26 protein-coding genes are annotated in these 23,018 nt (G+C 68.5%); 15 read left to right on the forward strand and 11 right to left on the reverse strand.

Going from position 1 to position 23,018, the window contains the following annotated elements; translation table 11 throughout:
* Positions 1-48 precede the first annotated feature (48 nt).
* Both FG385_RS03955 and FG385_RS33770 read right to left on the reverse strand, forming a co-directional pair.
* A complete protein-coding gene (locus FG385_RS03955) occupies positions 49-339 on the reverse strand; it encodes a hypothetical protein (protein ID WP_139095221.1) in 291 nt (96 codons plus the stop codon).
* Positions 340-974: 635 nt separating this feature from the next.
* Positions 975-1,133, reverse strand: coding sequence for a hypothetical protein (locus tag FG385_RS33770; RefSeq protein WP_160148725.1), 159 nt, complete (start codon positions 1,131-1,133; stop codon positions 975-977).
* Positions 1,134-2,521: 1,388 nt separating this feature from the next.
* Here FG385_RS33770 and FG385_RS03960 point away from each other — a divergent pair.
* Positions 2,522-3,613, forward strand: a complete 1,092-nt coding sequence (locus FG385_RS03960; protein WP_139095222.1) for a ScyD/ScyE family protein — start codon at positions 2,522-2,524, stop codon at positions 3,611-3,613.
* 41 nt (positions 3,614-3,654) lie between these two features.
* Here FG385_RS03960 and FG385_RS03965 read toward each other — a convergent pair whose 3' ends face one another.
* Complete coding sequence (locus tag FG385_RS03965; protein ID WP_139095223.1) at positions 3,655-4,266, reverse strand: maleylpyruvate isomerase family mycothiol-dependent enzyme; 612 nt, start codon at positions 4,264-4,266, stop codon at positions 3,655-3,657.
* Positions 4,267-4,340: 74 nt separating this feature from the next.
* Between FG385_RS03965 and FG385_RS03970 the strand changes: the two genes are divergently transcribed.
* Positions 4,341-4,760, forward strand: a complete 420-nt coding sequence (locus FG385_RS03970; protein WP_139095224.1) for a MarR family winged helix-turn-helix transcriptional regulator — start codon at positions 4,341-4,343, stop codon at positions 4,758-4,760.
* Between the two features lie 39 nt (positions 4,761-4,799).
* Here the strand turns inward: FG385_RS03970 and FG385_RS03975 are convergent, their stop codons facing one another.
* Both FG385_RS03975 and FG385_RS03980 read right to left on the reverse strand, forming a co-directional pair.
* Complete coding sequence (locus tag FG385_RS03975; protein WP_139095225.1) at positions 4,800-5,480, reverse strand: response regulator transcription factor; 681 nt, start codon at positions 5,478-5,480, stop codon at positions 4,800-4,802.
* Positions 5,473-7,563, reverse strand: coding sequence for a GAF domain-containing sensor histidine kinase (locus tag FG385_RS03980; protein ID WP_139095226.1), 2,091 nt, complete (start codon positions 7,561-7,563; stop codon positions 5,473-5,475). The genes FG385_RS03975 and FG385_RS03980 overlap by 8 nt, the downstream gene beginning before the upstream one ends.
* A gap of 108 nt (positions 7,564-7,671) precedes the next feature.
* Here FG385_RS03980 and FG385_RS03985 point away from each other — a divergent pair, with 108 nt between their 5' ends.
* The 6 genes from FG385_RS03985 (at position 7,672) to FG385_RS04010 (ending at position 12,341) form a co-directional block, all read left to right on the forward strand.
* Entirely contained in the window at positions 7,672-8,136 is a 465-nt protein-coding gene (locus FG385_RS03985; protein ID WP_139095227.1) for a DUF6220 domain-containing protein, read from the forward strand.
* Positions 8,123-9,532 (forward strand): multicopper oxidase family protein, encoded by a 1,410-nt coding sequence (locus FG385_RS03990; RefSeq protein WP_139095228.1) that lies wholly within the window; start codon positions 8,123-8,125, stop codon positions 9,530-9,532. Before FG385_RS03985 ends, FG385_RS03990 begins: the two co-directional genes overlap by 14 nt.
* Positions 9,533-9,671: 139 nt before the next feature.
* Positions 9,672-10,166, forward strand: coding sequence for a hypothetical protein (locus FG385_RS03995; protein ID WP_200834291.1), 495 nt, complete (start codon positions 9,672-9,674; stop codon positions 10,164-10,166).
* Positions 10,167-10,208: 42 nt separating this feature from the next.
* Positions 10,209-10,580, forward strand: a complete 372-nt coding sequence (locus FG385_RS04000) for an SAV_915 family protein (protein ID WP_139095230.1) — start codon at positions 10,209-10,211, stop codon at positions 10,578-10,580.
* 12 nt (positions 10,581-10,592) lie between these two features.
* The gene (locus tag FG385_RS04005) at positions 10,593-10,862 is read left to right on the forward strand and encodes a hypothetical protein (protein ID WP_139095231.1); all 270 of its coding nucleotides are present in this window, start codon (positions 10,593-10,595) and stop codon (positions 10,860-10,862) included.
* Positions 10,863-10,865: 3 nt separating this feature from the next.
* The gene (locus FG385_RS04010) at positions 10,866-12,341 is read left to right on the forward strand and encodes a hypothetical protein (RefSeq protein WP_139095232.1); all 1,476 of its coding nucleotides are present in this window, start codon (positions 10,866-10,868) and stop codon (positions 12,339-12,341) included.
* 260 nt (positions 12,342-12,601) lie between these two features.
* Here FG385_RS04010 and FG385_RS04015 read toward each other — a convergent pair whose 3' ends face one another.
* Positions 12,602-13,195 carry an ImmA/IrrE family metallo-endopeptidase gene (locus FG385_RS04015; protein WP_139095233.1) on the reverse strand — a complete coding sequence of 198 codons (594 nt, stop codon included), beginning with the start codon at positions 13,193-13,195 and terminating at the stop codon, positions 12,602-12,604.
* 1 nt (position 13,196) lies between these two features.
* Positions 13,197-13,568 (reverse strand): helix-turn-helix domain-containing protein, encoded by a 372-nt coding sequence (locus FG385_RS04020; protein ID WP_139095234.1) that lies wholly within the window; start codon positions 13,566-13,568, stop codon positions 13,197-13,199.
* 120 nt (positions 13,569-13,688) lie between these two features.
* Here FG385_RS04020 and FG385_RS04025 point away from each other — a divergent pair, with 120 nt between their 5' ends.
* Complete coding sequence (locus FG385_RS04025; protein WP_139095235.1) at positions 13,689-13,910, forward strand: DUF2188 domain-containing protein; 222 nt, start codon at positions 13,689-13,691, stop codon at positions 13,908-13,910.
* 221 nt (positions 13,911-14,131) lie between these two features.
* On the opposite strand, the gene FG385_RS04030 is transcribed toward FG385_RS04025, so the two are convergent.
* Positions 14,132-14,413 (reverse strand): metal-sensitive transcriptional regulator, encoded by a 282-nt coding sequence (locus tag FG385_RS04030; RefSeq protein ID WP_139095236.1) that lies wholly within the window; start codon positions 14,411-14,413, stop codon positions 14,132-14,134.
* A 108-nt stretch (positions 14,414-14,521) separates the two neighbouring features.
* Between FG385_RS04030 and nicT the strand changes: the two genes are divergently transcribed.
* The 4 genes from nicT to FG385_RS04050 all read left to right on the forward strand — a co-directional run bounded on the left by nicT (position 14,522) and on the right by FG385_RS04050 (position 18,707).
* On the forward strand, positions 14,522-15,577 hold the full coding sequence (nicT, locus tag FG385_RS04035) for a Nickel transporter NicT (RefSeq protein WP_235022374.1): 1,056 nt from the start codon (positions 14,522-14,524) through the stop codon (positions 15,575-15,577).
* 35 nt (positions 15,578-15,612) lie between these two features.
* Positions 15,613-15,816, forward strand: coding sequence for a heavy-metal-associated domain-containing protein (locus FG385_RS04040; protein ID WP_139095237.1), 204 nt, complete (start codon positions 15,613-15,615; stop codon positions 15,814-15,816).
* Complete coding sequence (locus FG385_RS04045; RefSeq protein ID WP_139095238.1) at positions 15,816-17,990, forward strand: heavy metal translocating P-type ATPase; 2,175 nt, start codon at positions 15,816-15,818, stop codon at positions 17,988-17,990. Before FG385_RS04040 ends, FG385_RS04045 begins: the two co-directional genes overlap by 1 nt.
* A 132-nt stretch (positions 17,991-18,122) precedes the next feature.
* Complete coding sequence (locus tag FG385_RS04050; RefSeq protein WP_139095239.1) at positions 18,123-18,707, forward strand: dihydrofolate reductase family protein; 585 nt, start codon at positions 18,123-18,125, stop codon at positions 18,705-18,707.
* Here the strand turns inward: FG385_RS04050 and FG385_RS04055 are convergent.
* The 3 genes from FG385_RS04055 to FG385_RS04065 form a co-directional block, all read right to left on the reverse strand.
* On the reverse strand, positions 18,658-19,467 hold the full coding sequence (locus tag FG385_RS04055) for an IclR family transcriptional regulator (protein WP_139095240.1): 810 nt from the start codon (positions 19,465-19,467) through the stop codon (positions 18,658-18,660). The genes FG385_RS04050 and FG385_RS04055 overlap by 50 nt on opposite strands.
* A 97-nt stretch (positions 19,468-19,564) precedes the next feature.
* Entirely contained in the window at positions 19,565-20,845 is a 1,281-nt protein-coding gene (locus FG385_RS04060) for a glucarate dehydratase family protein (RefSeq protein ID WP_139095241.1), read from the reverse strand.
* Positions 20,842-21,024: a hypothetical protein gene (locus tag FG385_RS04065; RefSeq protein WP_139095242.1), complete on the reverse strand. Its 183-nt coding sequence runs from the start codon at positions 21,022-21,024 to the stop codon at positions 20,842-20,844. The genes FG385_RS04060 and FG385_RS04065 overlap by 4 nt, the downstream gene beginning before the upstream one ends.
* 285 nt (positions 21,025-21,309) lie before the next feature.
* Between FG385_RS04065 and cutA the strand changes: the two genes are divergently transcribed.
* Entirely contained in the window at positions 21,310-21,630 is a 321-nt protein-coding gene (gene cutA, locus FG385_RS04070) for a divalent-cation tolerance protein CutA (RefSeq protein WP_139095243.1), read from the forward strand.
* Positions 21,631-21,712: 82 nt separating this feature from the next.
* A complete protein-coding gene (locus FG385_RS04075) occupies positions 21,713-23,011 on the forward strand; it encodes a glycoside hydrolase family 1 protein (RefSeq protein WP_139095244.1) in 1,299 nt (432 codons plus the stop codon).
* Positions 23,012-23,018: the final 7 nt, after the last annotated feature.

Here is a 23,018-nt window from a genome sequence, read left to right on the forward strand (position 1 = left end):
ACATCGTGAAAGCCGCACTCACCCTGACCCATTTTGAACATCGAATGATCAAATGAAAGTCGTTGAGATCACGTCAATATCGTCGACGCCACGGCTTCGGCCGCGCATTACCTCTGCACCGGCGGGCGCGACCTTGGCAACGCCGAAGAACTTGCTGCCGCGATCTTCAGTTACAACCCTTCGGATGCCTATGTCCAGGCAGTGCTGGCGTGGATGCGTGTCTATTCCGCCGGGGTGGCCGTCCTTCAGATCGGCATCACACCCCTCGCCACCACTGCCCAGGAACGCCCGACGCGGTCCGCGCGACCACAGCAGCGACCGGCCGCCGCCTCCGGTCATCCTCCCCCGCCGCGACAAGCAGCCGGAAGTCCCGCCAACCCCGGCAGCCCACCAGACGGGGGCAACAACCCGCTATCGACCCCGATGTGCCTCCTGGACTCGCCGGAAATCGGCATGGCACTGGCAATACAAGAATCGCCAGCTCCGCAGGCATGCCACAAAGCCACAACCTGACGTACGGCCCAGGCAGTTGTTGAGCGTCATGGACGGGTGCGAGTGCCCGAGGACGTCCGCGATCTGCCGGGCGGTTAAGTCAGCGTTGTCGACCAGTTCCCGGCCGTCTTGGCCGCTGACCGTAGGGCATCCAGTAGCGGTTGGTCAGGTTCGAGGCGTTGACGTAGCCGCCCTCGCTGTTCGGGAAGATCGGCCTGTCCAGTCGATCACCCCGGCCTTGGTGTGCTGGGCAAGCCTTCCTCGCGAATGCGGTCCATCGGCCGCTTGGCGCCGCGCGGCACGGCGAGGTCCCGTCAGGGACCTTTGACTCTCGAATTTTCTGGGTTCCGATGGCAACGTTGTGCCGACCGCCGGGGGATGCGCATGGCACCAGTTGACTGGAGGTCCACATGCCAATGAAGTTCCTGGAATGCCGAAGCGTTATTCCAGACTCATCGTGTCGGCTAATGCTGATAGGGGAATCAGATGAGGTGCGACGGTCGCTCGAAGATCACATCGCGCGGGATCACGCTGATCGCCAAGTCGACATTGATGGAGCAATGAAGGACAACCTTCAGCGCGCAGTGTTCATCCAGGGAAGTCTGCTTGATGTGGGAGGAAGTTTCGAACAGGACGACCAAAACAGGATCCGTGTTTCCGGTCCGGGAGTTATTCTCCAGCCATTCTCCGCGGCGGCGCCAGTGAGTTTCTCGTGCTTGTGCATCGGCAATCCGGGGGGCGGCGCCTGCACCGTCCAGCTACATGGCCACGGCTTGCAGTGCCTCAATGACGTGTGCTTGACCTGTGGATGGTCCGCTGACGTCCCAACCTTGGCTGGTGGGGAGCTTAAGACGCTCAAGGAGTAGACCGGCCAGCTCCCTCCCGCGCTGATCTCGCTGCCTCGGAGCTAGGAATCTCGGGGGGCAGCGCATGGCCGACGTCCTGGGTGAGGGCTACGAGATCTTCGCGCGCCCGCGAGGGGTGTCACTGGTTCGCCAACACTTACTCCGCCGGCACGAGACGGCGGTGGGGCTATCTGCGAAACGCGGGTACCACGGGGCCAGGCGCACTTCTGCCCGCCACATCGACCGGATCAGTACCAGCCCTTCCTCTGGCCCTTGCACGCAGACGCCCGGCTGAACCCGAGGAGTCGGCAGTTCGGAGCGGCCGGCGGGTAGGCCCCATCGCCGTCCGTCTTGGCTGACAACGACGATCCGGCCGGCGACGACGCATACCGCCTCCGCGCCGCCGTGCGGCGTACCCGGCGGGTCAGGAGGTGGACACCACGCCGCGTGCCATTCCTGGGCGTTGATGGATGCGGTGAAGTCGACACCGTTCGCAGCGATGTCGTGCATGGTTTCGTTCCTACGACGGATCAAGCAGCTGATCGGCCGAGCTGACCGCATCAGCCAGCCGACAAGGTCAGGGTTCGAAGGCCCGGGCTTGCCGGGGCCGAGGTCATCGAACGGCGGTCCACGCCTGACACGGATCAACCAGCTCGGATCATCGCCGCAGCCGTCGCACCGCACGGGGCTCTTCATGCGTCCGGGCATTGTCGAGCCAGTGCACGCCCCGTCGGCGCCGGTCGACCGCTCGACGACTGCCTGCCGACCTGCCAAGATGCTCCGATCGAACGGGACCTGTCATGACGAAGGACTACGACGAGTTCCCTGATCTGGTCGGCGTTTACCTCGAAGACAGCTACGTCTGACCCGACTGCAGTTTTCGAGCGAGGAATGGCGCGACGATCCCGGGAAATCGGTGAGAGGCGCGCGGGCCTCGCGAACCGGGGTGTCACGTAGCAGAAGCCGCAGCGAGCATTGCAGACGCTCGGGACGAGCCTTGGCCGCGGATTGTTACCGATTGAAAGCGGTGCGTACCCCGCAGGGGAGTCGCGACCGGGATGCTGCCGTGGCCGGTGATTTCCCGGCCTGCCGGGAGTTTCACCCTCGTGAAAATGTGCCAGTAACGCGTTTCGCGCCTCGGTCGTCTCCGCAGAAGGGGGCAGACGGCGCGAAAGGACGGGCCTATGCGAACAACCCGACTACTGGTGACAGCCGTGACCGCGTTCGCGGCAGTTCTCGTTCCGGTCGCCGCGGAAGCGGGCGGCGCCGGGCAAGTGAAGATAGCGAGCGGCCTGAACTCGCCGCGGGGCCTGGCTTTCGCCCCGGACGGTGGGCTTTACGTCGCGGAGGCGGGGACCGGGGGCGCGGGCCCCTGCGCTCCGGGACCCGAAGGTGGACTCGTGTGCTTCGGCACCAGCGGCTCGATCATGCGGATCACCGATCAGGGCCAGAAGCGCGTGGTGACCGGACTGCCGTCGCTTGCGGCTCCGGACGGATCGAACGCGGTCGGGCCATCCGACGTTTCGTTCCAAGGCACGGGCAACATGTACGCGACGCTCGGCCTCGGTGGGAACCCGACCACGGTGCGGCCACAGCTACCGCCTGCCGGGCAGCAACTCGGCTGGTTGCTGCGCAACGGAAAACCGGTCACCGACATCTCGGGTTACGAGGTGAAGGCCAACCCCGACGGTGGCGAGGTGGACACCAACCCCAACTCGGTCGCGGCCTTGCCGGGCGGCGAAGCGGTGGCGGACGCCGGTGGTAACGACCTGCTCTGGGTCGCGGCCAACGGAAAGATCTCCACGATCGCCACGTTCCCCGACCGGCTGGTCGACGCGCCACCGTTCCTCGGCCTGCCGCCGGGGACCAAGATCCCGATGCAGTCGGTGCCCACCTCGGTCGTGCGTGGCCCGGATGGCGCGTTCTACGTCGGTGAACTGACCGGCTTCCCCTTCCCGAAGGGCGCCGCCAGGGTGTACCGCGTGGTGCCAGGGCACGCACCGCAGATCTACGCGGAAGGGTTCACCAACATCATCGACATCGGTTTCGACCACGGCAAACTGTACGTGCTGGAGATCGCGCACAACGGCCTGCTGGGTGCGGACACGGACCCGTCGGGCGCGTTGCTTCGGGTGGACCGGCATGGATCGCCGGAGATCGTTTCCCAGAGCCTGACGCTTCCGGGCGGTCTGGCGCTGAAGGACGGCAAGGCCTACGTGTCGGACTGCGGCGCCTGCCCGGGCCCGGCCGGCAGCGTGGTTCGGATCCGGTTGTAGGAACCTGAAGGTGCGGGGGCGGTTCGTCGCCCCCGCACCGCTCAGGGTGTGATCCCACTCAGCCGGGGCACCGTCGCCGTGCGCCCGGCCAGTAGCATGACCAGCGCCTCGATCGGGCCGCTGATTTCGGCACCCTCGCCCGCGCTCCACTCGGCGTCCGTCGCGATGAGACGTCGTCCCGACCACTTCCGGCGGGCATGGAAGGGAAACCCGATCTCCCACAGGTGATCCGCCGACGCGACCGCGGCCTCGACGGGCATGGGAAGGTGGCGGCCCAGCGGGATCGCGATGTCCTGGGCGTGCACGTGGACGTCCATCAGCGCGTTGTCGAGACTCTGACTCGGCGCGAGCCGGCGTGAGCCGACCGACTGCCGGATGAGGCCGACCAGTTCGGCGCGCGTCTTGGTCGCCGCCAGATCCTTCGCGGTCGCGTACACCATCCGGTTGAAGTTGCCTCGCGCCTTGACGAACGCCTTCAGCGCGGCGAGGACGGACATGTGCGGGCCGGCCGTGAGATGGGCCGCGACATCGAGCACGCGCCAGTTCTCACACAGCGACGGGTGCGTCCATTCGACCTCGGACAGGTCGTCGAGCAGGTCGGCCACGCGAGCGCGTTCCTTGTCAACCGCTGCCCATTTTTCCGTGGTATCCATGGCAACCTCGCCAAAGTTTGATACGATGGTCTGACTACTTTAATCAGAGTCTCTGACTATCGTCAAGGAGCGCGGTGAACATCGGACTGCTGCTTTTCATCCCGCACCGGCACCTGGAGAACCGCGTGCTCGACACGATCTCCGCCGCGGGCTTCGACGTCACGATCGCCCAGGCGCGGCTGCTCCAGCGGATCGCGGCGAACGGCAGCCGCCTGACCGAGCTTGCCGAGGCGGCGCAGGTCACCAAGCAGACCGCGGGGTTCCTGGTCGACCAGCTGGAGAAGTCCGGCTGGGTGGAGCGCGTGCCGGACCCGACGGACGGCCGGGCGCGGCTGGTGTGCCTGACGGACAAGGCCAAGGCGGCGGCGCCGATCGCCGACGGTGAGGTCGCGCGCGTCGAGGCGGAATGGGAGAAACACGTGGGCAAGCGAAGGATGGCGCAGCTGCGCGAGACGCTGGAAAAGCTGTGCGAGATCACGGATCCCTACCGATGAGCCGCGCGGGTCCCGTCCGCCGGACCTGCCTGAACGAGATCAAGAACTCGCTTCGGGGCGTTCGCGGAGGAACGCGAGCACGGCGGCGACGCGGCGGTGGACCGGTTCGTCGGCGATCCCGAGCTTGCCGAAGATCGAGCTGATGTGTTTCTCCAGCGTCGAAGTCGACAGGTGCAGCGCCCGCTCGATGCCGGCGTTGGTCTTGCCCTGCGCCATCTCGCGCAGCACGTCGAGTTCCCGCTGGGTGAGCGAGGCCAGCGGCGAGGTGACGGTCTTCGTGCCGCGGGCGACGAGGGCGTCGACGACCTGCGGATCGATCACCGAGCCGCCGCGGGCGACCTCCCGCAGCGCGCGGGTCAGGTCCTCCAGGTCGCCCAGCCGGTCCTTGAGCAGGTACGCCAGGCCCGCGGTTCCGTTTCGCAGCAACGCGAACGCGTAGCTTCCGTCGGTGTGCTGCGACAGCACCGCCACCCCGACGCCCGGGTGCTCGGCCTGGATCGCGTGCGCGGCCTCGATGCCTTCCATGTGGTGCCCGGGCGGCATCCGGATGTCGGTGAGCACGGCATCGGGCCGCAGTCGGCGCACGGCGTCGCGCAGCTCCTCGGCGGTGCCGACCGCGGCCAGGATCTCCACCTCTCCCGAATCTTCCAGCAACCGCCGGGTCCCTTCCCGGACAAGGTAGTTGTCCTCGGCGAGCACGACCCGCAGACGCTCACTCATCGGAGGCCCCAACCGGCAGCTCCGCCCGGATCGACGTCCCGGCGCCGGCCGCGCTGTCCACCTGGAGCGTGCCGCCGACAGCCTCGACGCGGTCACGGAGGTTGGTCAGCCCGTGCCCGCTCGCCCCGGCGAACCCGACGCCGTCGTCGCGCACGCGCACGAAGAGCGTCCCGTTGCGCCGGGACAGGTCGACGTTCGCGGTACGCGCGGCCGAGTGCTTCACGACGTTGGTCAGCGCCTCGCAGATCACGAAGTACGCGGCCCCTTCGACCTCGGGCCCCAGGCGCTGCTCGCGCAGCTCGTCCCCGGCCTGCACCGCGACCTCGAGCGGCAGCCGGTCCACCCTGGCCTCGACCGCCGGGACGAGCCCCTGGTCGCTCAGCACCGGCGGATGGATGCCGTGGGCCAGCTCGCGCAGGTCGGTGAGCAGGTCCTTGGTGTCGCGCTGCAGTTCGGTGAGCACGTCGTGGGGCGCGCGCTCGCCGCGGTCGAGCTGGTTGCGCGCCAGCCGCAGTTTCATGATCAGCGCCACCACCTGCTGCTGCGCGCCGTCGTGGATGTTGCGCTCGATCCGGCGCCGCTCGGCGTCCTCGGCTGCCACGAGCCGCGCTCGTGACCGGCCGAGTTCGGCGACCTGCTCGGCCAGCCGCGCGGTGAGGTCGAGGTTGGCGATCGCGGTCGCGGCCTGAGTGGCCACTGTGGACAGTAGCTCCCGGTCCGCCGGCTCGTACCCTCCCTCCTTCGTCCCGCATTCGATATGCCCGATCACGTCGCCGCCGTGTTCGAGCGGGACGCGCAGCGCGGGTTCGCCATCGGGTTCGCCCGCGGTCGCGGTCGCGCCGCGGCGAGTGACCCGCACCCACGGCGCCGCCAGTCCGGTCTGGACGGTCGTGGCGAGCCTCGGCAGCAGCTCGCCGAGTTCGACCGTGCGCTCCAGGGCCGCCCCGAACTCGGTGACGAGCTGGTAACGGTTGACCCGCCGGCCGAACACCAGCCGGTCGGCTATGCCCTCGAGCCGGCTGCGCAGCGGCTGGAACGCCGTCGCCGCGATGATCGTGAGCACCACCGCAAGCTCGACCGGGAGCCGATCGCCCAGCGCGAGTCCCGGCGCCGCCGCGAGTCCGAAGTAGACAACCGCGATGAGCAATGACAGGGCCGCGAACACCACGGAGCGGCGGACGACCAGTTCGATGTCGAACAACCGGTGCCGGACGATGCCGATGACGATCGCCACCGGGATCATCGCGAGCAGGACGACCCCGGCGGCCTCCAGCAGCTTCAGCCACGCCGGGTCGGGGTTGCCGAACCGCGCCGACAGGACGAAATCGAGCGGGTAGAGCGCCACCACGAGGACCGTCACCCAGACCAGCAGCCGCATCCTCGCGCGCTGCGGGCGGTCGGCTTGGAAGAACCGGACGAACAGCAGCGAGATCGAGACGAAACCCGCGTAGTAGCCGGCTACGAGAGCAGTGAGCGGTCCGGCCAGCCACGTGAGCCATGGCACCGCGAACGGGTTGGGGATCGCGGGTGCGTCGGCGAGCAGGTAACGGTCGACGACCAGGGTGGGGCTGCACAGCAGCAGCAACGGAGGCAACAGCAGATGCGCCCACGCCAGGCGCAGCAGGATCCGCTGCCACCGGCGCTCGACCACACCGTCCGGAAAGGACGCCAGCAGGAGCACTCCGCCGATCAGGCTCAGCAGCCCGGCGAGCTGCGAGACCAGGTTCGCCGCCCAGAACCAGTCGCCTGGACCATAGCGGTTGAAGGCCGCGCCGATCGGGCCTTCGATCCCGACGTTGACCGCGAGTGCGCTGCTCAGCAGCAGCATCCGCCGGGCCTGCGGATGGTCGGGCCGCTTGTGCACCAGCCAGATGCCGACGGCGAACAGCGGCACGACGCCGAACGTGATCCAGCCGAGCGTGCCGAGCGTGTTGTCCGCGCCGAGGAAGGCGTGCCCGAACGCCGCACCGAGCCCGGCGGTACCGAGCACGATGCCCGTCCACCTCGCCAATGCGGACCACCGTGGCGCCATCTCAGCATTGTCGGCCGCCGTGGCCCGCCAGTCCATGGCGGAAACCCGCATCCGCACCCCGCGGTCCACCCCGGGGGCGAAACCCCCGGCCGGCCACGTTCCGCGGACCGCCTGGCGCTCCTAACGTCTGGCTCCTGCTCAACCGGAAAGGCGGGAGTCATGAGAACCGTTTATCGCGTGCTGGCGTACTTGCTGGCGCTGGAAGTGGTGGTGCAGGCGGCGGCGATGGTGTACGCCGTGGCCGGACTCGGCCGGTGGATCGACAACGGCGGGGTGGCCGACAAGGCGACCCTGGAAAACGACGACCAGGCCTTCAGCGAAGCCGTCGGGTTCATCGCGCACGGCATCAACGGGTCGATGGTCGTGCCCGCGATCGTGCTGCTACTGCTGATCGTGTCGTTCTTCGCGCGGATACCGCGCGGTTCATGGTGGGCGCTCGGCCTCCTGCTGCTCGTCGCACTGCAGGCGGAACTGGGCTTCCTCGGCCACTCGACACCGTTGCTGGGCCTGCTGCACGGGATCAATGCGCTCGCGGTGTTCACCGTCGCGCTGGTGACGGCGCGCCGTGCGAAGACGCCGAAACCGGTGCCGGCCGAACCGGTGGCCGACCGTGCGGAGGTCTAGGCTTGCCGCGATCGCGGCGACTGTCGCCGTGCTGGCCCCTGTCGCCTGGTTCTGGCAGCACAGCCTGCTGCCGGACTCGTATTCGGCGACGGAAATGGGTTATCCCGACTGGGGCGGCGGCCATGCGGGCGCGCACGGGGCCGGGATTCCGTTGGACAGGCTGACCGCGCCCGCGGATCGTCCGGCCGACGTGTCGATGACGATGGTTGCCAGGCGCCAGAGTTTCGATCTGGCGCCTGGCATGCGGGTCGACGGGTACACCTTCAACGGACGCTCGCCCGGGCCGGAAATTCGTGCACGGCAAGGGCAACTGGTCGAAGTCCGGCTGGTCAACGAGTCGGTGCCGGAGGGGGTGACCCTGCACTGGCACGGAGTCGACGTGCCCAACGCGGCCGACGGCGTCGCGGGCGTGACACAGGATGCCGTGCCGCCCGGTGAGTCGTTCGCGTACCGGTTCGTGGCGACGCGCGCGGGCACGTACTGGTACCACTCGCACCAGTTGTCACACGAGCAGGTGCGGCAGGGGCTGTTCGGCGCGTTGGTGATCAGTGAAGCGCCGGACGTCGTGGCGCTTGTCCACGTCTACAACGGCCATCGCACGGTCAACGGGCTGCCGGGCGCGGTGCCCGTCACGGCCACGGGAACCACGCGGGTGCGGGTGATCAACACCGACAACGGCCCGATGGCCGTGTGGACCGGTGCCCCGTACCGGCTGGTCGCGATCGACGGCGGGGAAGTGCACGGCGCCGCGGTCGTGACCGGGCAGGCGGTGACGGTGACCGCGGGCGGGCGCGCGGACCTGGAGGTGGAGGTCGGGGCCGCACCCGTGCGGGTGGAACTGGGCGGCTCGGCCGCGCTCGTCCTGACCCCGTCAGGCGATCTGGGGCAGCCGGTGCCGAAGCCGGGCCGCGTACTGGATCCGCTCCACTACGGCACCCCCGCGACGCTCGGCTTCGACCCGGACACGGCGACGAGGCGGTTCGAGTACGCGATCGGGCGGCGGCCGGGTTTGCTCGACGGTATGCCCGGGATGTGGTGGACGATCAACGGGCATCAGTTCCCGGACGTCCCGATGTTCATGGTGTCCGAAGGTGACGTCGTCCGGATGCGGGTGTCGAACGGCAGCGGCGAGGTGCATCCGATGCACCTGCACGGCCACCGTGCGGTGGTGCTGTCACGCAACGGCGAGCCGGCGTCGGGAAGCCCGTGGTGGGTCGACTCGCTCAACGTGGAGGACGGGGAAACCTACGAACTCGCGTTCGTCGCGGACAACCCCGGCATCTGGATGGACCACTGTCACAACCTTCCGCATGCCGCGGAGGGTCTCGTGACCCACCTGATGTACGCCGGGGTGACCAGCCCGTACCGCATCAGCGCGGGCAACCACCCGGAATGACCCAGAAATGTCCACAATGGATGTGCGGGCACGTTCTGCTGCGGAAAGGCCTGGCGTCGGGTGGCGGCCGGTGATTAGGGTGTGATCGGCTCGGCAGGTTCGGTGATTGGCGGTCGTCCGGATGGGTACTCGATGGGGCGTGCGTCGCTCGTTGCTGGGGATCTACCTCAACGATCACCTGGCCGCCGCGATGACCTGCGCCGACGCGGCCAGACGGCTCGCGCGCGCCGAAGCTGACTGGGCGGGTAACGGCAAGCTCGAGCGGCTCGCCGAGGAGATCGAGCAGGATCGGGCGGCACTGCTGCAGATCATGGCGTCGCTCGGCGAACCGGTCCGGCGCGTGGAGATCTGGGCGGGCTGGGCGGCGGCGAAGCTCGGCAGGGCCAATCTCAACGGGCGTGTGGTGACCCGATCGCCGTTGAGCCGCGTGGTGGAACTCGAGGCGATGCGCCTCGGGATCGAGGCCAAGGTGGCCGGATGGCGCACGCTCCGGGCCCGCGCGAGCGCCGACCCCCGCCTGGACACCGGCCGGCTCGACGAGCTGATCGCCGCCGGGCGAAGCCAGATCACCCGGCTCGAACGGCTGCGTTCGCGCGCGGCGGCCGAACTGTTCGGCGCGGGGGAGCCGGGTTAGCGACGCTTTCGCCCCGACTGGTGGCAGCAAGGTGCCATCGTCATGTTCTCCCCTGGTACCGCACCTTTCGACCGGTCAAGATCGAGCCAGATCGGCCGAGGGGGTGCGAGGACGGAAGGCGAGGAGAGCGGGCGGCCCGGCGCGCCGCCGGTGGGTTACCTGCCGTGCCGCCCGCCACGGCCCGGCAGCGACCGGGTCATCGTCGAGTTGTGCGGCACGCACGACGGCCGCCGGGTCCTGACGGTCTACAGCTCGATCACGGCGCTCGTACTGTGCCGCGGCACGCGGCAGGCCTGGATCGGGATCCGGCTGGACGCGATCGCCGAGCTGCGTTCCGCCGTCTGCGCGGACGCCGTCGCGCTGGACCTCCCGATTCCCGGCCGCACGATCGAGCACGAGAGCGTTCGCTGGTGAGGGGGCAGGAGCATGGGGTTCGGGGTCGATCCGGAGGCGTTGCGCCGGGCACACGATCTGCTGCGCGGCGGGCCGGAGCTGGGGCATTCGGCGCCGGCCGCGCCCGATGGCGGCGACATGAGCGGGCGACTGGCACATCTGCTGGCCGCGCTTTCGGGGGCCGCGGCGGTGTTCGCCACCGAGGTCGGCGCGGCGGGCGACCAGGTTGCGAGCGCACGGGCCGGTTATGTCACGACAGACGACGAAACCGCGGCGGGCCTGCACGGCGCTGGAGTGGAGTGAAGCATGTCCATCGACACTCGTATCGACGGCCACCCCGGCTCGATCCGGACCGCCGGGACCTGGCTGGAAAGCACGCTGGCGAACGGGGTTTTCGACCGGACCAGCGACGTGCACCGCGCCCGTACCGAGGTCGAATCCGGCTGGTGGGGCAAGGGCGGCGAGTCGTTCCACACGCGACTTTCGCGGCACGCCCGGCAGGGCGATGACATCGCGGCCGCGGCCAAGGACGTGGGCGGCGGATTCCACCGCTATGCCGACGAACTCGCGAAGGCACAGGAACGGATGGGTCAGGCGCGGGAGACCGCGACGGCGGGCGGCCTGACCGTGACCGGCGACCAGATCGAAGCACCGGGACCGCCGCCGGAACCGGTGGCGGCGCTGCCGCCGGACGGTTCGGCCACCCCGCAGCAGGTGCGGGACCACATCGAGGCGACCCAGGCGCAACAGGCGCATGCTCGAAAGACCGTCGCCTATCTGGCCGCGAGCAAGCAGGCCTCGGAGGCGCGCACGATCGAGAAGGGAGCGAAGAACTTCCTCGATGGTCTCTACCACCGGTACCTCTCCGGCGGTGTCGGCAGTGGCCTCAACGGACTCGGTGACCTCAACGTCCTGCGCGCTTTCATTTCCGAGGCCGGAGAGTCCGTGCTGCGCACGAAGGCCGCGGAGTTCACCGATGCGGCGAAGAACGCTTTGATCGACGTCCTGTACCACGGTGCCGACACGGGCAAGGGCGTGGAGACGGGCAAGACCCTGCTGCAAGAGGCGACCACGCTGCTGCGGAAGTCCGAGCAGTGGAAGACGCTGGGGCTGGACAAGGAGTTCGGCAAGGGCCTGAGCGCTTCCGGCGGCATCCTGGCGGCCCTGACGATGGCCGACGGTTTCGCCCACCACGGCGACTTCGGCAAGACCATCATGAGCGGGATGACGGGTGTCGGGATCGATGCCGGGATCGCGGCTCTGGGGATCGAAGGCGGGCCCGCGGGTCTCGCGGCCGCCGCCGCGTACGAGACCTACCAGCATCCGGTCGGCTCGGGTGAGGTCGCGAAGGTGCTGCACGATCTTCCCGGGGACGTCGAGGACGCCGTGCTGTCCAAGGCGGGCGACTACCTCAGCACTCACGGACACGAGAAACTGGGCGCACTGGTCGACTCGGTGACCGACGTGCACCGGACCTTCAACCACGTCAGCGGCGACTTCCTGCAGGGGGCCGTCACGATCGGCGGGCACGCCGCACAGGGCGCGGTCGACCATGCGTCGGACCTGCTCGACATGGACAAGGACGTGGCTGTCGACCTCTTTCACGGGCACTTCTCCCATGCCGTCCACGACGGCCTCGACGGGATCACGAAACAGGCCGGTGACACCGTCGACGACGCGAAGACGTTGGCCCACGACGGCGAGAGCACCGCCAAGCACGTCGCGGGGGATACCGCCAAAGGCGCCGAGAGCCTGTGGCATCACGCGACGGGATGGCTGTAGCCGCGCCAAATCTCCGGACACGATCAGTGTGCTGAGTACACTCAGGAGCCGAGCGGATGCCGGACGTGACCGTGGATGCGCCGCGAGACTTCTGAAGTGAGGGGCCGTGAGCCAGCCTGACTTCCGCAGCCGGCCCAGGGGTGGCCTGGGCAGTCGTCGTCGAGTTCGCCCGCTCACAGGGCCTTCAGGGCTGGTGCTACCTGAGTACACATTCGAAATAGCGGCGCGGCCCCGATTCCCTTCGACTGTCGAGTGTGGACTCATTGCGCGAAGGCATAGCCGGGACGCGTCGCCCTGGCCCGCCAGCGGCACGCGATGCGCCGGGCACCGGTGACGTTCATCCGCCACTGCGCCATCGGGACGCTGACCCGGAAGTAGCTCGCCACCGACTGATCCGACCAGCCCTTGAACGCCGCCAGGCGCGTCGCGTCGGTGGGGACGAGGAGCTCGCCGGCCAGCTCCGCGGCCTCCTCCTCGATTTCGCGGACCGCGGAGCGGCAGCCGTGCTCGTCGGTGAGCATGGCGCCGAACTGGTGTTCCAGCAGGACATGGGCCATCTCGTGGGCGATCGTCGACCGGCGCCGTTTCGGATGGTGCACGTGGTTCTCGATGATGATCGTCCCGCTGGGATGCAGCGGGATCAGCGCCGCCGAGAACACGTGCGGCCGGAGCTCGGTCAGATACCGCACCGACTCCGGCGGCAGCCCGGGCTGGGTGAGATCGAAGATCTCGACGCCGTAGAGTTCGGCGAGCGCATACGGGTCGAGCGGCGCGAACACCTCCGTGCCCAGTTCCTCCCTAACCTCGAGTGCGAGCTGTCTGGCTTCCTTCTTGAAGCCGCGTCTGAGGACCACTTCACCCTCCCATGTTCCGGGACCTCATGTGCCGAAGCGTGATACCGACGACGTCCAGCACGTGCTGCTGGTCGGACTCGCTGAGTTCCTTCTCGGCGCGCAGCAGCGGGGCCAGCTGCGCCTCCAGTGACGGCCGGGAATGCTTCACACGCATGCCTTCCGGCCACACCATGAACGTCTCGGCCGGCATGCCGAGCCACTGCACGAGCGCGATGAACCCGTCCAGATCGGGGCGGTGCCCGTTGCCCATCCGGCTGACCAGTGAGGCGCTCACGCCTGCCTCGGCCGCCAGCTGTCGCCACGACAGGCCCCGGGCGGCGCGTTCCGCGTCGAGCGCCGCGTACAACCTGGCCGCGTCCAGGCGTCCCGTCATCCCCGCTCACCTTCCTTCTGTCTTGCAGTATTGCATCGTTGTTCCGGATGTGCAACACTGCGTTGTGACCGGGATACCTGGTTGCGGCAGTGCAACACCGTCTGGGGAAGGGGATTCACCATGATCTGCACCGTTTACTGGGTTTCGCCGCTGTACGGCAGTTGGGACGTCCGGCGCGTGGATCAGATCGTCTCGCATCACGGGCGCAAACGCGAGGCGGTGACCGCTGCCGCGCGGCTCGCGCGCCGGGACAGGCCCAGCCTGCTGAACATTCAGCGGCGGGACGGGTCGATCGAGAGCAGGCGGGTCTACGGGCATGATGCCCTGCCGCCGGCCGGCTGAGCCCGCGCTGGTGACACTTCTGTCGAACACGGGTTCGATACTAGGGGTGGGGTGTGACAGTTCGGAGGTGGTTCAGGAGGCCGTGCGCGTCTGGTCCGATGTGGACAGTTTGGTTGCCAGGACGGTTGGCGGGCGGCAGACGGCGAGATCGTATGGCCGTTGCCCCGCATAGGGCGTCAGTGTGATCGCGGAGAACGCTGGCCGTGCTACGGCACCAAGAGTCAGGACTTCACGAGACGGGCGATCGCATCGGAGGCTTCGCGCACCTTGACCTCGGCCTCGCGTCCGCCGGCCTTCGCGGCGTCGACGACGCAGCCGGAGAGGTGCTCGTCGAGCAGCTCGAGCGAGAACGACTGCAGCGCCTTGGTCGCGGCGGAAACCTGGGTCAGGATGTCGATGCAGTACTTGTCCTCTTCGACCATCCGCTGCAGGCCCCGGATCTGCCCTTCGATGCGGCGGAGGCGCTTGAGGTAGGCGTCCTTGTCGTCGCTGTAGCTTGCCATTACCTTGCCCACCTTCGTGCTCGACTTCAGGCCCATCATACCCGCTCCCCGTATTCCGAGACGAAAGCGAAACCCCCTTCGATTGCTCATCTGATTATGCTGTCAGGTATGAGCAAGCGTGACTGGGGTCCGGTGGCCGCGATGGCCGCGTTCGTGATCGTGCTCAACGTGCTGGGCTGGGGGGTGTTGACGCTGTTCGTCGTGCCTGAGCACTATTCGCTCGGGAACGCGCAGGTCTTCGGGATCGGGCTCGGGGTCACGGCGTTCACGCTGGGCATGCGGCATGCGTTCGACGTGGACCACATCGCCGCGATCGACAACACCACCCGCAAGCTCATCGGAGACGGGCAGCGGCCGCTGACCGTCGGATTCTGGTTCTCCCTGGGGCATTCGAGCGTCGTGTTCGGGTTGTGCCTGCTGCTCTCGCTCGGTGTGCGGGCGCTGGCCGGTGAGCTCCAGAGCGGCTCGTCGGCCCTGCACCAGGTCACCGGGGTCGTCGGCGTGTCCGTGTCCGGGCTGTTCCTGTGCCTGATCGGGCTGGTCAACCTGGTCGTGCTCGTCGGGATCCTCAAGGTGTTCCGCGGGATGCGCGCGGGCGAGTTCACCGAGTCGCAGCTGGAGGAGCACCTGCGCAAGCGCGGCTTCCTCAACCGGATCCTGGGCCGGGCGACGGCCGCGGTGCGCAAGCCATGGCACATCTACCCGGTCGGCCTGCTGTTCGGGCTCGGCTTCGACACGGCGACCGAGGTCGGCCTGCTCGTGCTTGCCGGCGGCGCGGCCGCGTTCGCCCTGCCGTGGTACGCCATCCTGGTGTTGCCGGTGCTGTTCGCGGCGGGGATGACCCTGTTCGACGCGGCCGACGGGGTGTTCATGAACCGAGCCTACGACTGGGCGTTCGCGCGGCCGGTGCGCCGGATCTTCTACAACATCACCGTGACCGCGCTGTCCGTCCTGGTCGCGTTGCTGATCGGGGTGATCGAGCTGGTCGGGGTGCTCACGCACCAGCTGGGCATCACCAGCGGGCCACTCGCCGCGATCGGGAACGTGAACCTGGACTATGCGGGTTTCGCCATCGTGGGCCTGTTCGCCGTCACCTGGATCGTGGCGCTGGTGGTGTGGCGGGTCGGGCGGATCGAAGAACGCTGGACGGTGCCCGCCGAGTGAGACGCCCCTTACGGGTAGGGGGTACAGTTTGAATCATGACTGAGACCACCTACACCGTTACGGGCATGACCTGCGAGCACTGTGTCAACGCGGTCAGCGAGGAAGTGGGCCAGATCGAGGGCGTCGAGTCCGTCTCGGTGGACCTGCCGACCGGCCTCGTGACCGTCGTCAGCTTGCGCGAGCTGCGCGACGAGGACGTTCGGGCGGCGGTCGATGAGGCCGGTTACCAGGTCGCCTGATGACCGCCACGGCGGACCGCGACCGTCTCGAGCTCGCGATCGGCGGGATGACCTGCGCGTCCTGCGCGATGCGGGTCGAGAAGAAGCTGAACAAGCTCGACGGCGTCACGGCCACGGTCAACTACGCCACGGAAAAGGCCAACGTGACCTTTCCCGCCGGCGTGGATCCACAGCGCCTGGTCGAAACCGTCGAGGCCGCGGGGTACACCGCGGCGCTGCCGCAGCCGGAGCGGGACGAGGACCTGACCCGCCCGCTGCGGCGCCGGCTTGTCGTGTCCGCCGTGCTCGCCGTGCCGGTCGTCGTCCTGGCGATGGTTCCGGCCTGGCAGTTCGACTACTGGCAGTGGGTTTCGCTCGCGCTGACGACCCCGGTGATCGCCTGGGCGGCGTGGCCGTTCCACAAGGCGGCCTGGACGAACCTGCGGCACGGCGCCGCGACCATGGACACGCTGATTTCGGTCGGCACGCTCGCCGCGTTCCTGTGGTCGCTCTACGCGCTCGTCCTGGGCAACGCCGGGATGATCGGGATGCGGCATCCGTTCGAGCTGACGATCGAGCGCTCGACCGGTGACGCCATCTACTTCGAGGTCGCGGCCGGGGTCATCACGTTCCTGCTGGCCGGGCGGTATTTCGAGGCACGATCGAAGCGGCGTGCCGGGGCCGCCCTGCGTGCGCTGCTCGAGCTCGGCGCGAAGGACGTCGCGGTCCTGCGGGACGGTGCCGAGGTGCGCATCCCCGCCGACCAGCTCGTGGTGGGCGACAGGTTCGTGGTGCGGCCGGGGGAGAAGATCGCCACCGACGGCGTGGTCGAGGAAGGTGCTTCGGCAGTCGACGCGAGCATGCTCACCGGCGAGTCCGTCCCGGTCGAGGTCGCGCCCGGGGATGCCGTGGCCGGGGCGACGGTCAACGCGGGCGGGCGGCTCGTCGTGCGCGCGACCCGCGTCGGCAAGGACACGCAGCTGGCGCAGATGGCCCAGCTGGTCGAGGCGGCGCAGACCGGGAAGGCACAGGTCCAGCGGCTCGCCGACCGGGTCGCCGGGGTGTTCGTGCCGATCGTGCTGGTGCTCGCGCTCGGCACCCTCGCGGTTTGGTCCATCGTGGGCGGGAGCCCCTCGGCCGCGTTCACCGCCGGGGTCGCGGTGCTGATCATCGCGTGCCCGTGTGCGCTGGGACTGGCCACGCCGACCGCGCTCCTGGTCGGCACCGGGCGCGGCGCGCAGCTCGGCATTCTCATCAAGGGCCCCGAAGTCCTGGAGAGCACCCGCCGCATCGACACGATCGTGCTCGACAAGACCGGAACCGTCACCACGGGCCGGATGTCGCTCGTCGGCGTGCGGCTCGCACCCGGCGAGGACCGGGCCGAGGTGCTGAGGCTCGCGGGCGCGCTCGAACGTGGCTCGGAACACCCGATCGCAAAGGCCATCGCCACGCCGGACGCCGGCGAGGTCACGGAGTTCGTGAACGTCGAAGGTCTCGGGGTGCGCGGTTCGGTCGACGGGCGATCGGTCGTCGTGGGCCGGGCCGCCCTGTTCGACGAGCTGCCGCCGGAGCTCGCGGAAGCCAAGGCCGACGCGGAAAAGCTCGGCCGCACGGCGATCGTGGTCGGCTGGGACGGCGCGGCGCGGGCGGTGCTCGAGGTCGCGGACACGGTCAAGCCGACCTCGGCCGAGGCGATCCGGAGGTTCACCGCGCTCGGCTTGCGGCCGGTCCTGCTGACCGGGGACAACGAGGCCGTGGCCCGGGAAGTGGCGCGTGCGGTGGGCATCGACGAGGTCGTGGCCGAGGTCCTGCCCGCGGGCAAGGTCGACGTCGTCAAGCGGCTGCAGGACGAGGGCCGGCGGGTGGCGATGGTCGGCGACGGCGTGAACGACGCGGCCGCGCTCGCGCAGGCGGACCTCGGCCTGGCGATGGGCACCGGCACCGACGTCGCCATCGAGGCCGGTGACTTGGCCCTGGTGCGTGGCGATCTGCGTGTGGCCGCGGACGCGATCCGGCTCTCGCGGCGCACGCTGGCGACGATCAAGGGGAACCTGTGGTGGGCGTTCGCCTACAACGTCGCCGCGTTGCCGCTCGCCGCGGCCGGCCTGCTCAACCCGATGATCGCCGGCGCGGCGATGGCCTTCAGCTCCGTTTTCGTCGTCAGCAATTCCCTGCGCCTGCGGCGATTCAGCTAGAGCTCCAACGGTGGATCGTGACCTTGGGCGTGGTGACGTTGCGGAGGCCAGCCGCTGCGTGATCACTGAGCGACCGATGAGTTCGAGTCTCCCGGGCGGTCTGTACGGGAGGAGAGTCCACAGGAGGTCCTCATGGCCAAGGTCTATACGCACATGACGATGTCGCTGGACGGCTACATCGCCGATCTCAACGACGGGACCGGTGAGCTGTTCGGCTGGTACGGCGCCGGCGATGTCACCGTGCCGAGTGCCGACGAGCGCTGGTCGTTCCAGGTCGACGCGAACAGCGCGGAGATGCTGCGCGAGGTTCTCGCCGGGGCTGGTGCGCTCGTCTGCGGCCGCCGGTTGTTCGACTTGACCAACGGTTGGAACGACAGCCACCCGATCGGCGCGCCAGTCGTTGTCGTGACCCACAATGCGCCCGAAGACGCCACGAAGTGGCCGCGTACGACCTTCGTCGACGGCGTCGCGGAAGGTATCGCGCGTGCCAGGGAGATCGCCGGCAACAAGCACGTCAGCGTCGCCAGCGCCGACATCGCACGGCAGGCGCTTGACCTGGGACTGGTGGATGAGGTCTACGTCAGCCTGGTACCGGTGCTGCTCGGCAAGGGAATCCCATACTTCGCCAACCTGACCAGTGCACCACAGCGCTTCGACGATCCGGTCGTCATTCAAGGCCGAGGCGCGACGCACCTGCGATACCGCGTCCGGCGCTGAGGCTGCAGACCTCGATCGCGGCCGTGGCGCTCGAGAGGGCTTCGAGGATCGCGGATTCCATCTCTGGGCTCAGCCTCGCGATGGGGACCGAGCAGCTGATCGCGTCGATGACCGGGGTTTCGTAGCGCAGCGCCATCCCGAAACAGCGCAGGCCGACCGTGCCTTCCTCGTTGTCGATCGCGTAGCCGCGCGCCCGGACCCCGGCCAGGTCCGCCAGCAGGCCGGGCCGGTCGAGGGTGTGCTCGGTGAGGGCGGGCATTTCCGGCGGCAGCAGCTTTTCGACCTCGGCGTCGGTGCGTTCGGCCAGGATCGCCTTGCCCAGGGACGTCGCGTACGCCGGCAGCCGCCGGCCGACTCTGCTGAACGGCCGAAGGTAATGCTGCGACGGCCTCGTGGCGAGGTACACCACATCCGCGTTGTCCAGACGCGCGAAGTGGACCGTCTCGCCGAGCCGCTCACCGAGATCGTCGAGATGCGGCTTGGCCGCGGCCAGCCGCGGATCGCCGTCCAGGTACGAGGTTCCGACGAGCAACGCCCGGACACCGATGGCGTACAACGAGTTCGTCGGATCGGTGCGCACCCAGCCCCGGTTGACCAAGGTCTGCAACAGGGCGTACAGGCTGCTGCGCGGCACGTCCATGCGCTCGGCGAGCTGCCGCAGGCTGATCGGTTGACCGTCGAGGTTCCCCAGGACCTCAAGAACCTCGACGGTGCGCGCTGCCGATTTCACGTCACGCACGCCTTTTCGTTGCTCCGGCATGCTCACATTCTCTCATCGCACGATCGGTGCGCCGACTTCCGAAGGGCCGCGCGCGGCACACGGGGGGCCTGCAGGAACTTCCTGACCGCGCTCTGGGTCACCAGCGGGGGAACATCGGCGCGGTGAAATCGGGCTGCACGCGGCGCATCGCGGCGGCGTCGTCCCGGCGGCGTACATCGCTGCCAAGCCAACGATCGTGCAGTTTCGCGAGCACCTCGCGGTCCAGTTCGATGCCGAGCCCAGGGGTGTCGGACACGGCGACCTTGCCGCCGGAGAACGTATGCGGCTGGGTGATCACGTCCTCGGTCTGCCATGGACGATGCGTGTCGCACGCATAACGAAGGCCGGGGATCGTCGCGGCGACGTGGGTCATCGCGGCGAGGCTGATGCCGAGATGAGTGTTGGAGTGCATGGAAATCCCGACCCCGAAGGTCCGGCACACCGCCGCCAGATCCTGCGTCGCGCGCAGGCCGCCCCAGTAGTGATGATCGGACAGCACGACCTGCACGGCGCGACTGCCGAACGCCTCGGGGACCTCGTCGAACGCGGTCACGCACATGTTGGTGGCCAGGGGAAGCGACGTTTTCCGCGCTACTTCCGCCATGTTCGCGGTGCCGGTCGTCGGGTCCTCCAGGTACTCGAGGACGCCTTCCAGCGCGGCGGCCACTTCGAGGCTGGTCGCGACCGACCACGCCCCGTTCGGATCGAGCCGCACCGGCTGGCCGGGGAACGCTTCGGCCAGCGCGCGCGTGGCGGCGATTTCCCGCGCCGGCTCGAACACCCCGCCCTTGAGCTTGAACGAGCTGAACCCGTAGTCGGACGCCATGCGTTTCGCTTGCGCGACAACGCCTTCCGGATCGAGCGCGGCGCCCCAGCCGTCGTTGGGCTCGTCCGGCTCGGGATGTTCGGCCCACCGGTAGAACAGGTATGCGCTGTACTCGACCGCGTCGCGGACCTTGCCTCCGAGCAGCGCGTGCACCGGCGCGCCGAGTTCGTGGCCCAGCGCGTCGTAGATCGCCACCTCGAACGCCGACGAGACGCTCGACGCGATCTTCGCCATCGTGCGGCTGCCTCGCAGGCCCTCGGCCTGCACGGTGTTGTCGACCCGTTCGGCACCCACCTCGGCCAGGCACTCCGTGACCGCGGGGAGCAGGCCGTTCACGGTGAGCCCGGCGCCGGCCAGGCGCGGCCCGAACGCCTCGGCGAGCCTCAGATAGTCGGTGTCCCCATAGGTTTCACCGAGACCCACGGCACCGTTCTCGGTGACCACCTCGACGATCGTGCGAGGCGTGTAGGGCTGGTGCACGCCCTGCAGGTTCAGCAGCGGCGGATCGGAGATCAGGATCGGGGTGACGCGTACTTCCGCGATTCGGGTCAACGGTGTCCTCCTCCTCGGACGTGCAGCGCGGTGAAGAACGCCTTGGAGATCTCCGGTACGAACGCGTGCACCGCCAGCGGGCTCGTCTCGGCGAGGTCAGCGGGAAGGACAGCCCGGCCGCCATCCAGCGCCGGAGCAGGGCTGCGGTCTGCAGTGGTGCGCTCGTCCGATGTCTTCATATATAGACAATGGCTCTATATGAAGACAGCCTACGAAGAGACCGCGCCCGGCGTCAACGGCCAGGGCGCGGCAGAAGTCAGGCGAGGTGGTGCAGCTCATGGGCGTGCCGCCGCAGTGCGGGCAGCGACGGCGCGCCGGATGCCGCGTCCACGATCTGGAGCTGAGCAGAGTTCGAGCCGATGTCGAGCACGCCTAGTCCCATAAAACCTCGAAATACCCCGTTTGACGGGCGCCCACACGGATCGCCGGTGCGCCTGCCGTCCGCCGGCGCTTAGGCTGGGCGCGTGCCCGACCACGTCATCGTCACGACCACCATCGACAGTGAGGAAGCGGCCCGCGGCCTGGCTGGACGGGCGGTCTCCGCCCGGCTCGGTGCGTGCGCGCAGATCATCGGGCCGGTCACGAGCGTCTACCGCTGGGAAGGCGAAGTTCACTCCGATCCCGAGTGGCGCGTGGAGATCAAGACCGCCGCGGACCGGGTGCCGCCGCTGGTGTCACTGCTGAAGTCCGCGCACGGTTACGACGTCCCGGAGATCATCGCGACCCCCATCGAGGGCGGAAGCACGGACTACCTGGACTGGCTGGTCGCCGAGACGCGGGAGTAGGGCCAGCCGCGCTCGGCACGGATGTCAACGCTCCGTAGTTGCGTATTGACGCCCCTCCCGGCCGAACGTAAATTTCTTTCATATGTTGCGCCGGAGCGTGATCTTCGTCCTGGTCGTCGTTCTGGCGATGCTCGGCTGGCAGCCCGCGAGCGCCGCCACCTGGTCGCGATCCTTCTACTGGGGCGTCGCCACGGCCGGTTTCCAGTCGGAGGGGAGCGCGCCCGACAGCAACTGGTCGCGCTATGTCGCCACGGCCGGTGGCGTCGATCCGTACGGCAACGCCGTCGATTTCCGCCACCGGTACGCCGAGGACATCGCCCTCGCCGCCGGGATGGGCGTGAACACGTTCCGCTTCAGCGTCGAGTGGGCGCAGGTCGAGCCGCGGCCCGGCGTCTGGGATGCCGGCGAACTCGCCTACTACGACGACGTCGTCCGCCATATCCGTGCGGCCGGGATGACACCCATGATCACGCTCAGCCACTGGGTGTATCCGGGCTGGGTCGCCGATCAGGGCGGCTTCTCGAATCCCCGCACCGTCGACGATTTCGTCGAGTTCGCGAGCCGGATCGTCCCGCGCTATCCCAACGCGTTGTGGGTGACCTTCAACGAACCCGTCGCGTTCCTCAGCGAAGAACTGAAGATCGGCGCGGTGAACCCGCTGCAGATCTCGGTCTGGCAGGCCGATGTCGTGCGCGCGCACCGGCAGACCTACGACCTCATCCACCGCCTCGACCCGAGCGCCAAGGTGACCAGCAACCAGTCGTTCTACGCCGGGTTCAACGCCGCGACCGATCTCGTCGTGATGGACCAGATCAGGGACAAGGTCGATTTCGTCGGCCTCGACTACTACTACGGCGTGAGCCTGGACAACCTCACCGCGCTCAATGCTGGCTCGGGCGACCTGTGGAACGTCAAGCTGCAGCCCGAAGGTATCTACGACGCGCTGCGCTACTACGCGAACCGCTATCCGAATCTGCCACTGTACATTGTGGAAAACGGCATACCGACGGACAACGGCAAGCCGCGTGCGGACGGCTACCCGCGTGAAGCCGCGTTGCGTGACTCCATCTTCTGGGTGCAGCGCGCGAAAGCCGACGGGATCGACGTGATCGGCTACAACTACTGGAGCATCACCGACAACTACGAGTGGGGCAGCTACCGGCCGCGCTTCGGGCTGTACACAGTGGACGCTCTGACCGACCCGTCGCTGACCCGCCACGCGACGGCCGCGGTGCCCGTGTACCGGGACGTCATCGCCAACGGCGGGGTGCCCGAGGGCTACCGGCTCGTGCAGGGGCCGGCGTCCTGCTCGCTCGTCGACCCGCTCGCCAGTTGCCTCGCCCCTCCCGACCCGGACGGGCCACTCGCTCACCTCGGCTGAGTGGAAC

Origin of the sequence: Amycolatopsis alkalitolerans (assembly GCF_006152065.1) — a bacterium.
GTDB classification, from domain to species: Bacteria; Actinomycetota; Actinomycetes; order Mycobacteriales; family Pseudonocardiaceae; genus Amycolatopsis_E; species Amycolatopsis_E alkalitolerans.

Coding starts and splice junctions, on each gene's coding strand:
- FG385_RS03955 (WP_139095221.1), bottom strand. CDS start 339: ATGACCGGAGGCGGCGGCCGGTCGCTGCTGTGGTCGCGCGGACCGCGT.
- FG385_RS03960 (WP_139095222.1), top strand. CDS start 2,522: ATGCGAACAACCCGACTACTGGTGACAGCCGTGACCGCGTTCGCGGCA.
- FG385_RS03965 (WP_139095223.1), bottom strand. CDS start 4,266: ATGGATACCACGGAAAAATGGGCAGCGGTTGACAAGGAACGCGCTCGC.
- FG385_RS03975 (WP_139095225.1), bottom strand. CDS start 5,480: ATGAGTGAGCGTCTGCGGGTCGTGCTCGCCGAGGACAACTACCTTGTC.
- FG385_RS03980 (WP_139095226.1), bottom strand. CDS start 7,563: ATGCGGGTTTCCGCCATGGACTGGCGGGCCACGGCGGCCGACAATGCT.
- FG385_RS03985 (WP_139095227.1), top strand. CDS start 7,672: ATGAGAACCGTTTATCGCGTGCTGGCGTACTTGCTGGCGCTGGAAGTG.
- FG385_RS04000 (WP_139095230.1), top strand. CDS start 10,209: ATGTTCTCCCCTGGTACCGCACCTTTCGACCGGTCAAGATCGAGCCAG.
- FG385_RS04005 (WP_139095231.1), top strand. CDS start 10,593: ATGGGGTTCGGGGTCGATCCGGAGGCGTTGCGCCGGGCACACGATCTG.
- FG385_RS04010 (WP_139095232.1), top strand. CDS start 10,866: ATGTCCATCGACACTCGTATCGACGGCCACCCCGGCTCGATCCGGACC.
- FG385_RS04020 (WP_139095234.1), bottom strand. CDS start 13,568: ATGACGGGACGCCTGGACGCGGCCAGGTTGTACGCGGCGCTCGACGCG.
- FG385_RS04025 (WP_139095235.1), top strand. CDS start 13,689: ATGATCTGCACCGTTTACTGGGTTTCGCCGCTGTACGGCAGTTGGGAC.
- FG385_RS04030 (WP_139095236.1), bottom strand. CDS start 14,413: ATGGCAAGCTACAGCGACGACAAGGACGCCTACCTCAAGCGCCTCCGC.
- nicT (WP_235022374.1), top strand. CDS start 14,522: ATGAGCAAGCGTGACTGGGGTCCGGTGGCCGCGATGGCCGCGTTCGTG.
- FG385_RS04040 (WP_139095237.1), top strand. CDS start 15,613: ATGACTGAGACCACCTACACCGTTACGGGCATGACCTGCGAGCACTGT.
- FG385_RS04045 (WP_139095238.1), top strand. CDS start 15,816: ATGACCGCCACGGCGGACCGCGACCGTCTCGAGCTCGCGATCGGCGGG.
- FG385_RS04050 (WP_139095239.1), top strand. CDS start 18,123: ATGGCCAAGGTCTATACGCACATGACGATGTCGCTGGACGGCTACATC.
- FG385_RS04055 (WP_139095240.1), bottom strand. CDS start 19,467: ATGCCGGAGCAACGAAAAGGCGTGCGTGACGTGAAATCGGCAGCGCGC.
- FG385_RS04065 (WP_139095242.1), bottom strand. CDS start 21,024: ATGAAGACATCGGACGAGCGCACCACTGCAGACCGCAGCCCTGCTCCG.
- FG385_RS04075 (WP_139095244.1), top strand. CDS start 21,713: ATGTTGCGCCGGAGCGTGATCTTCGTCCTGGTCGTCGTTCTGGCGATG.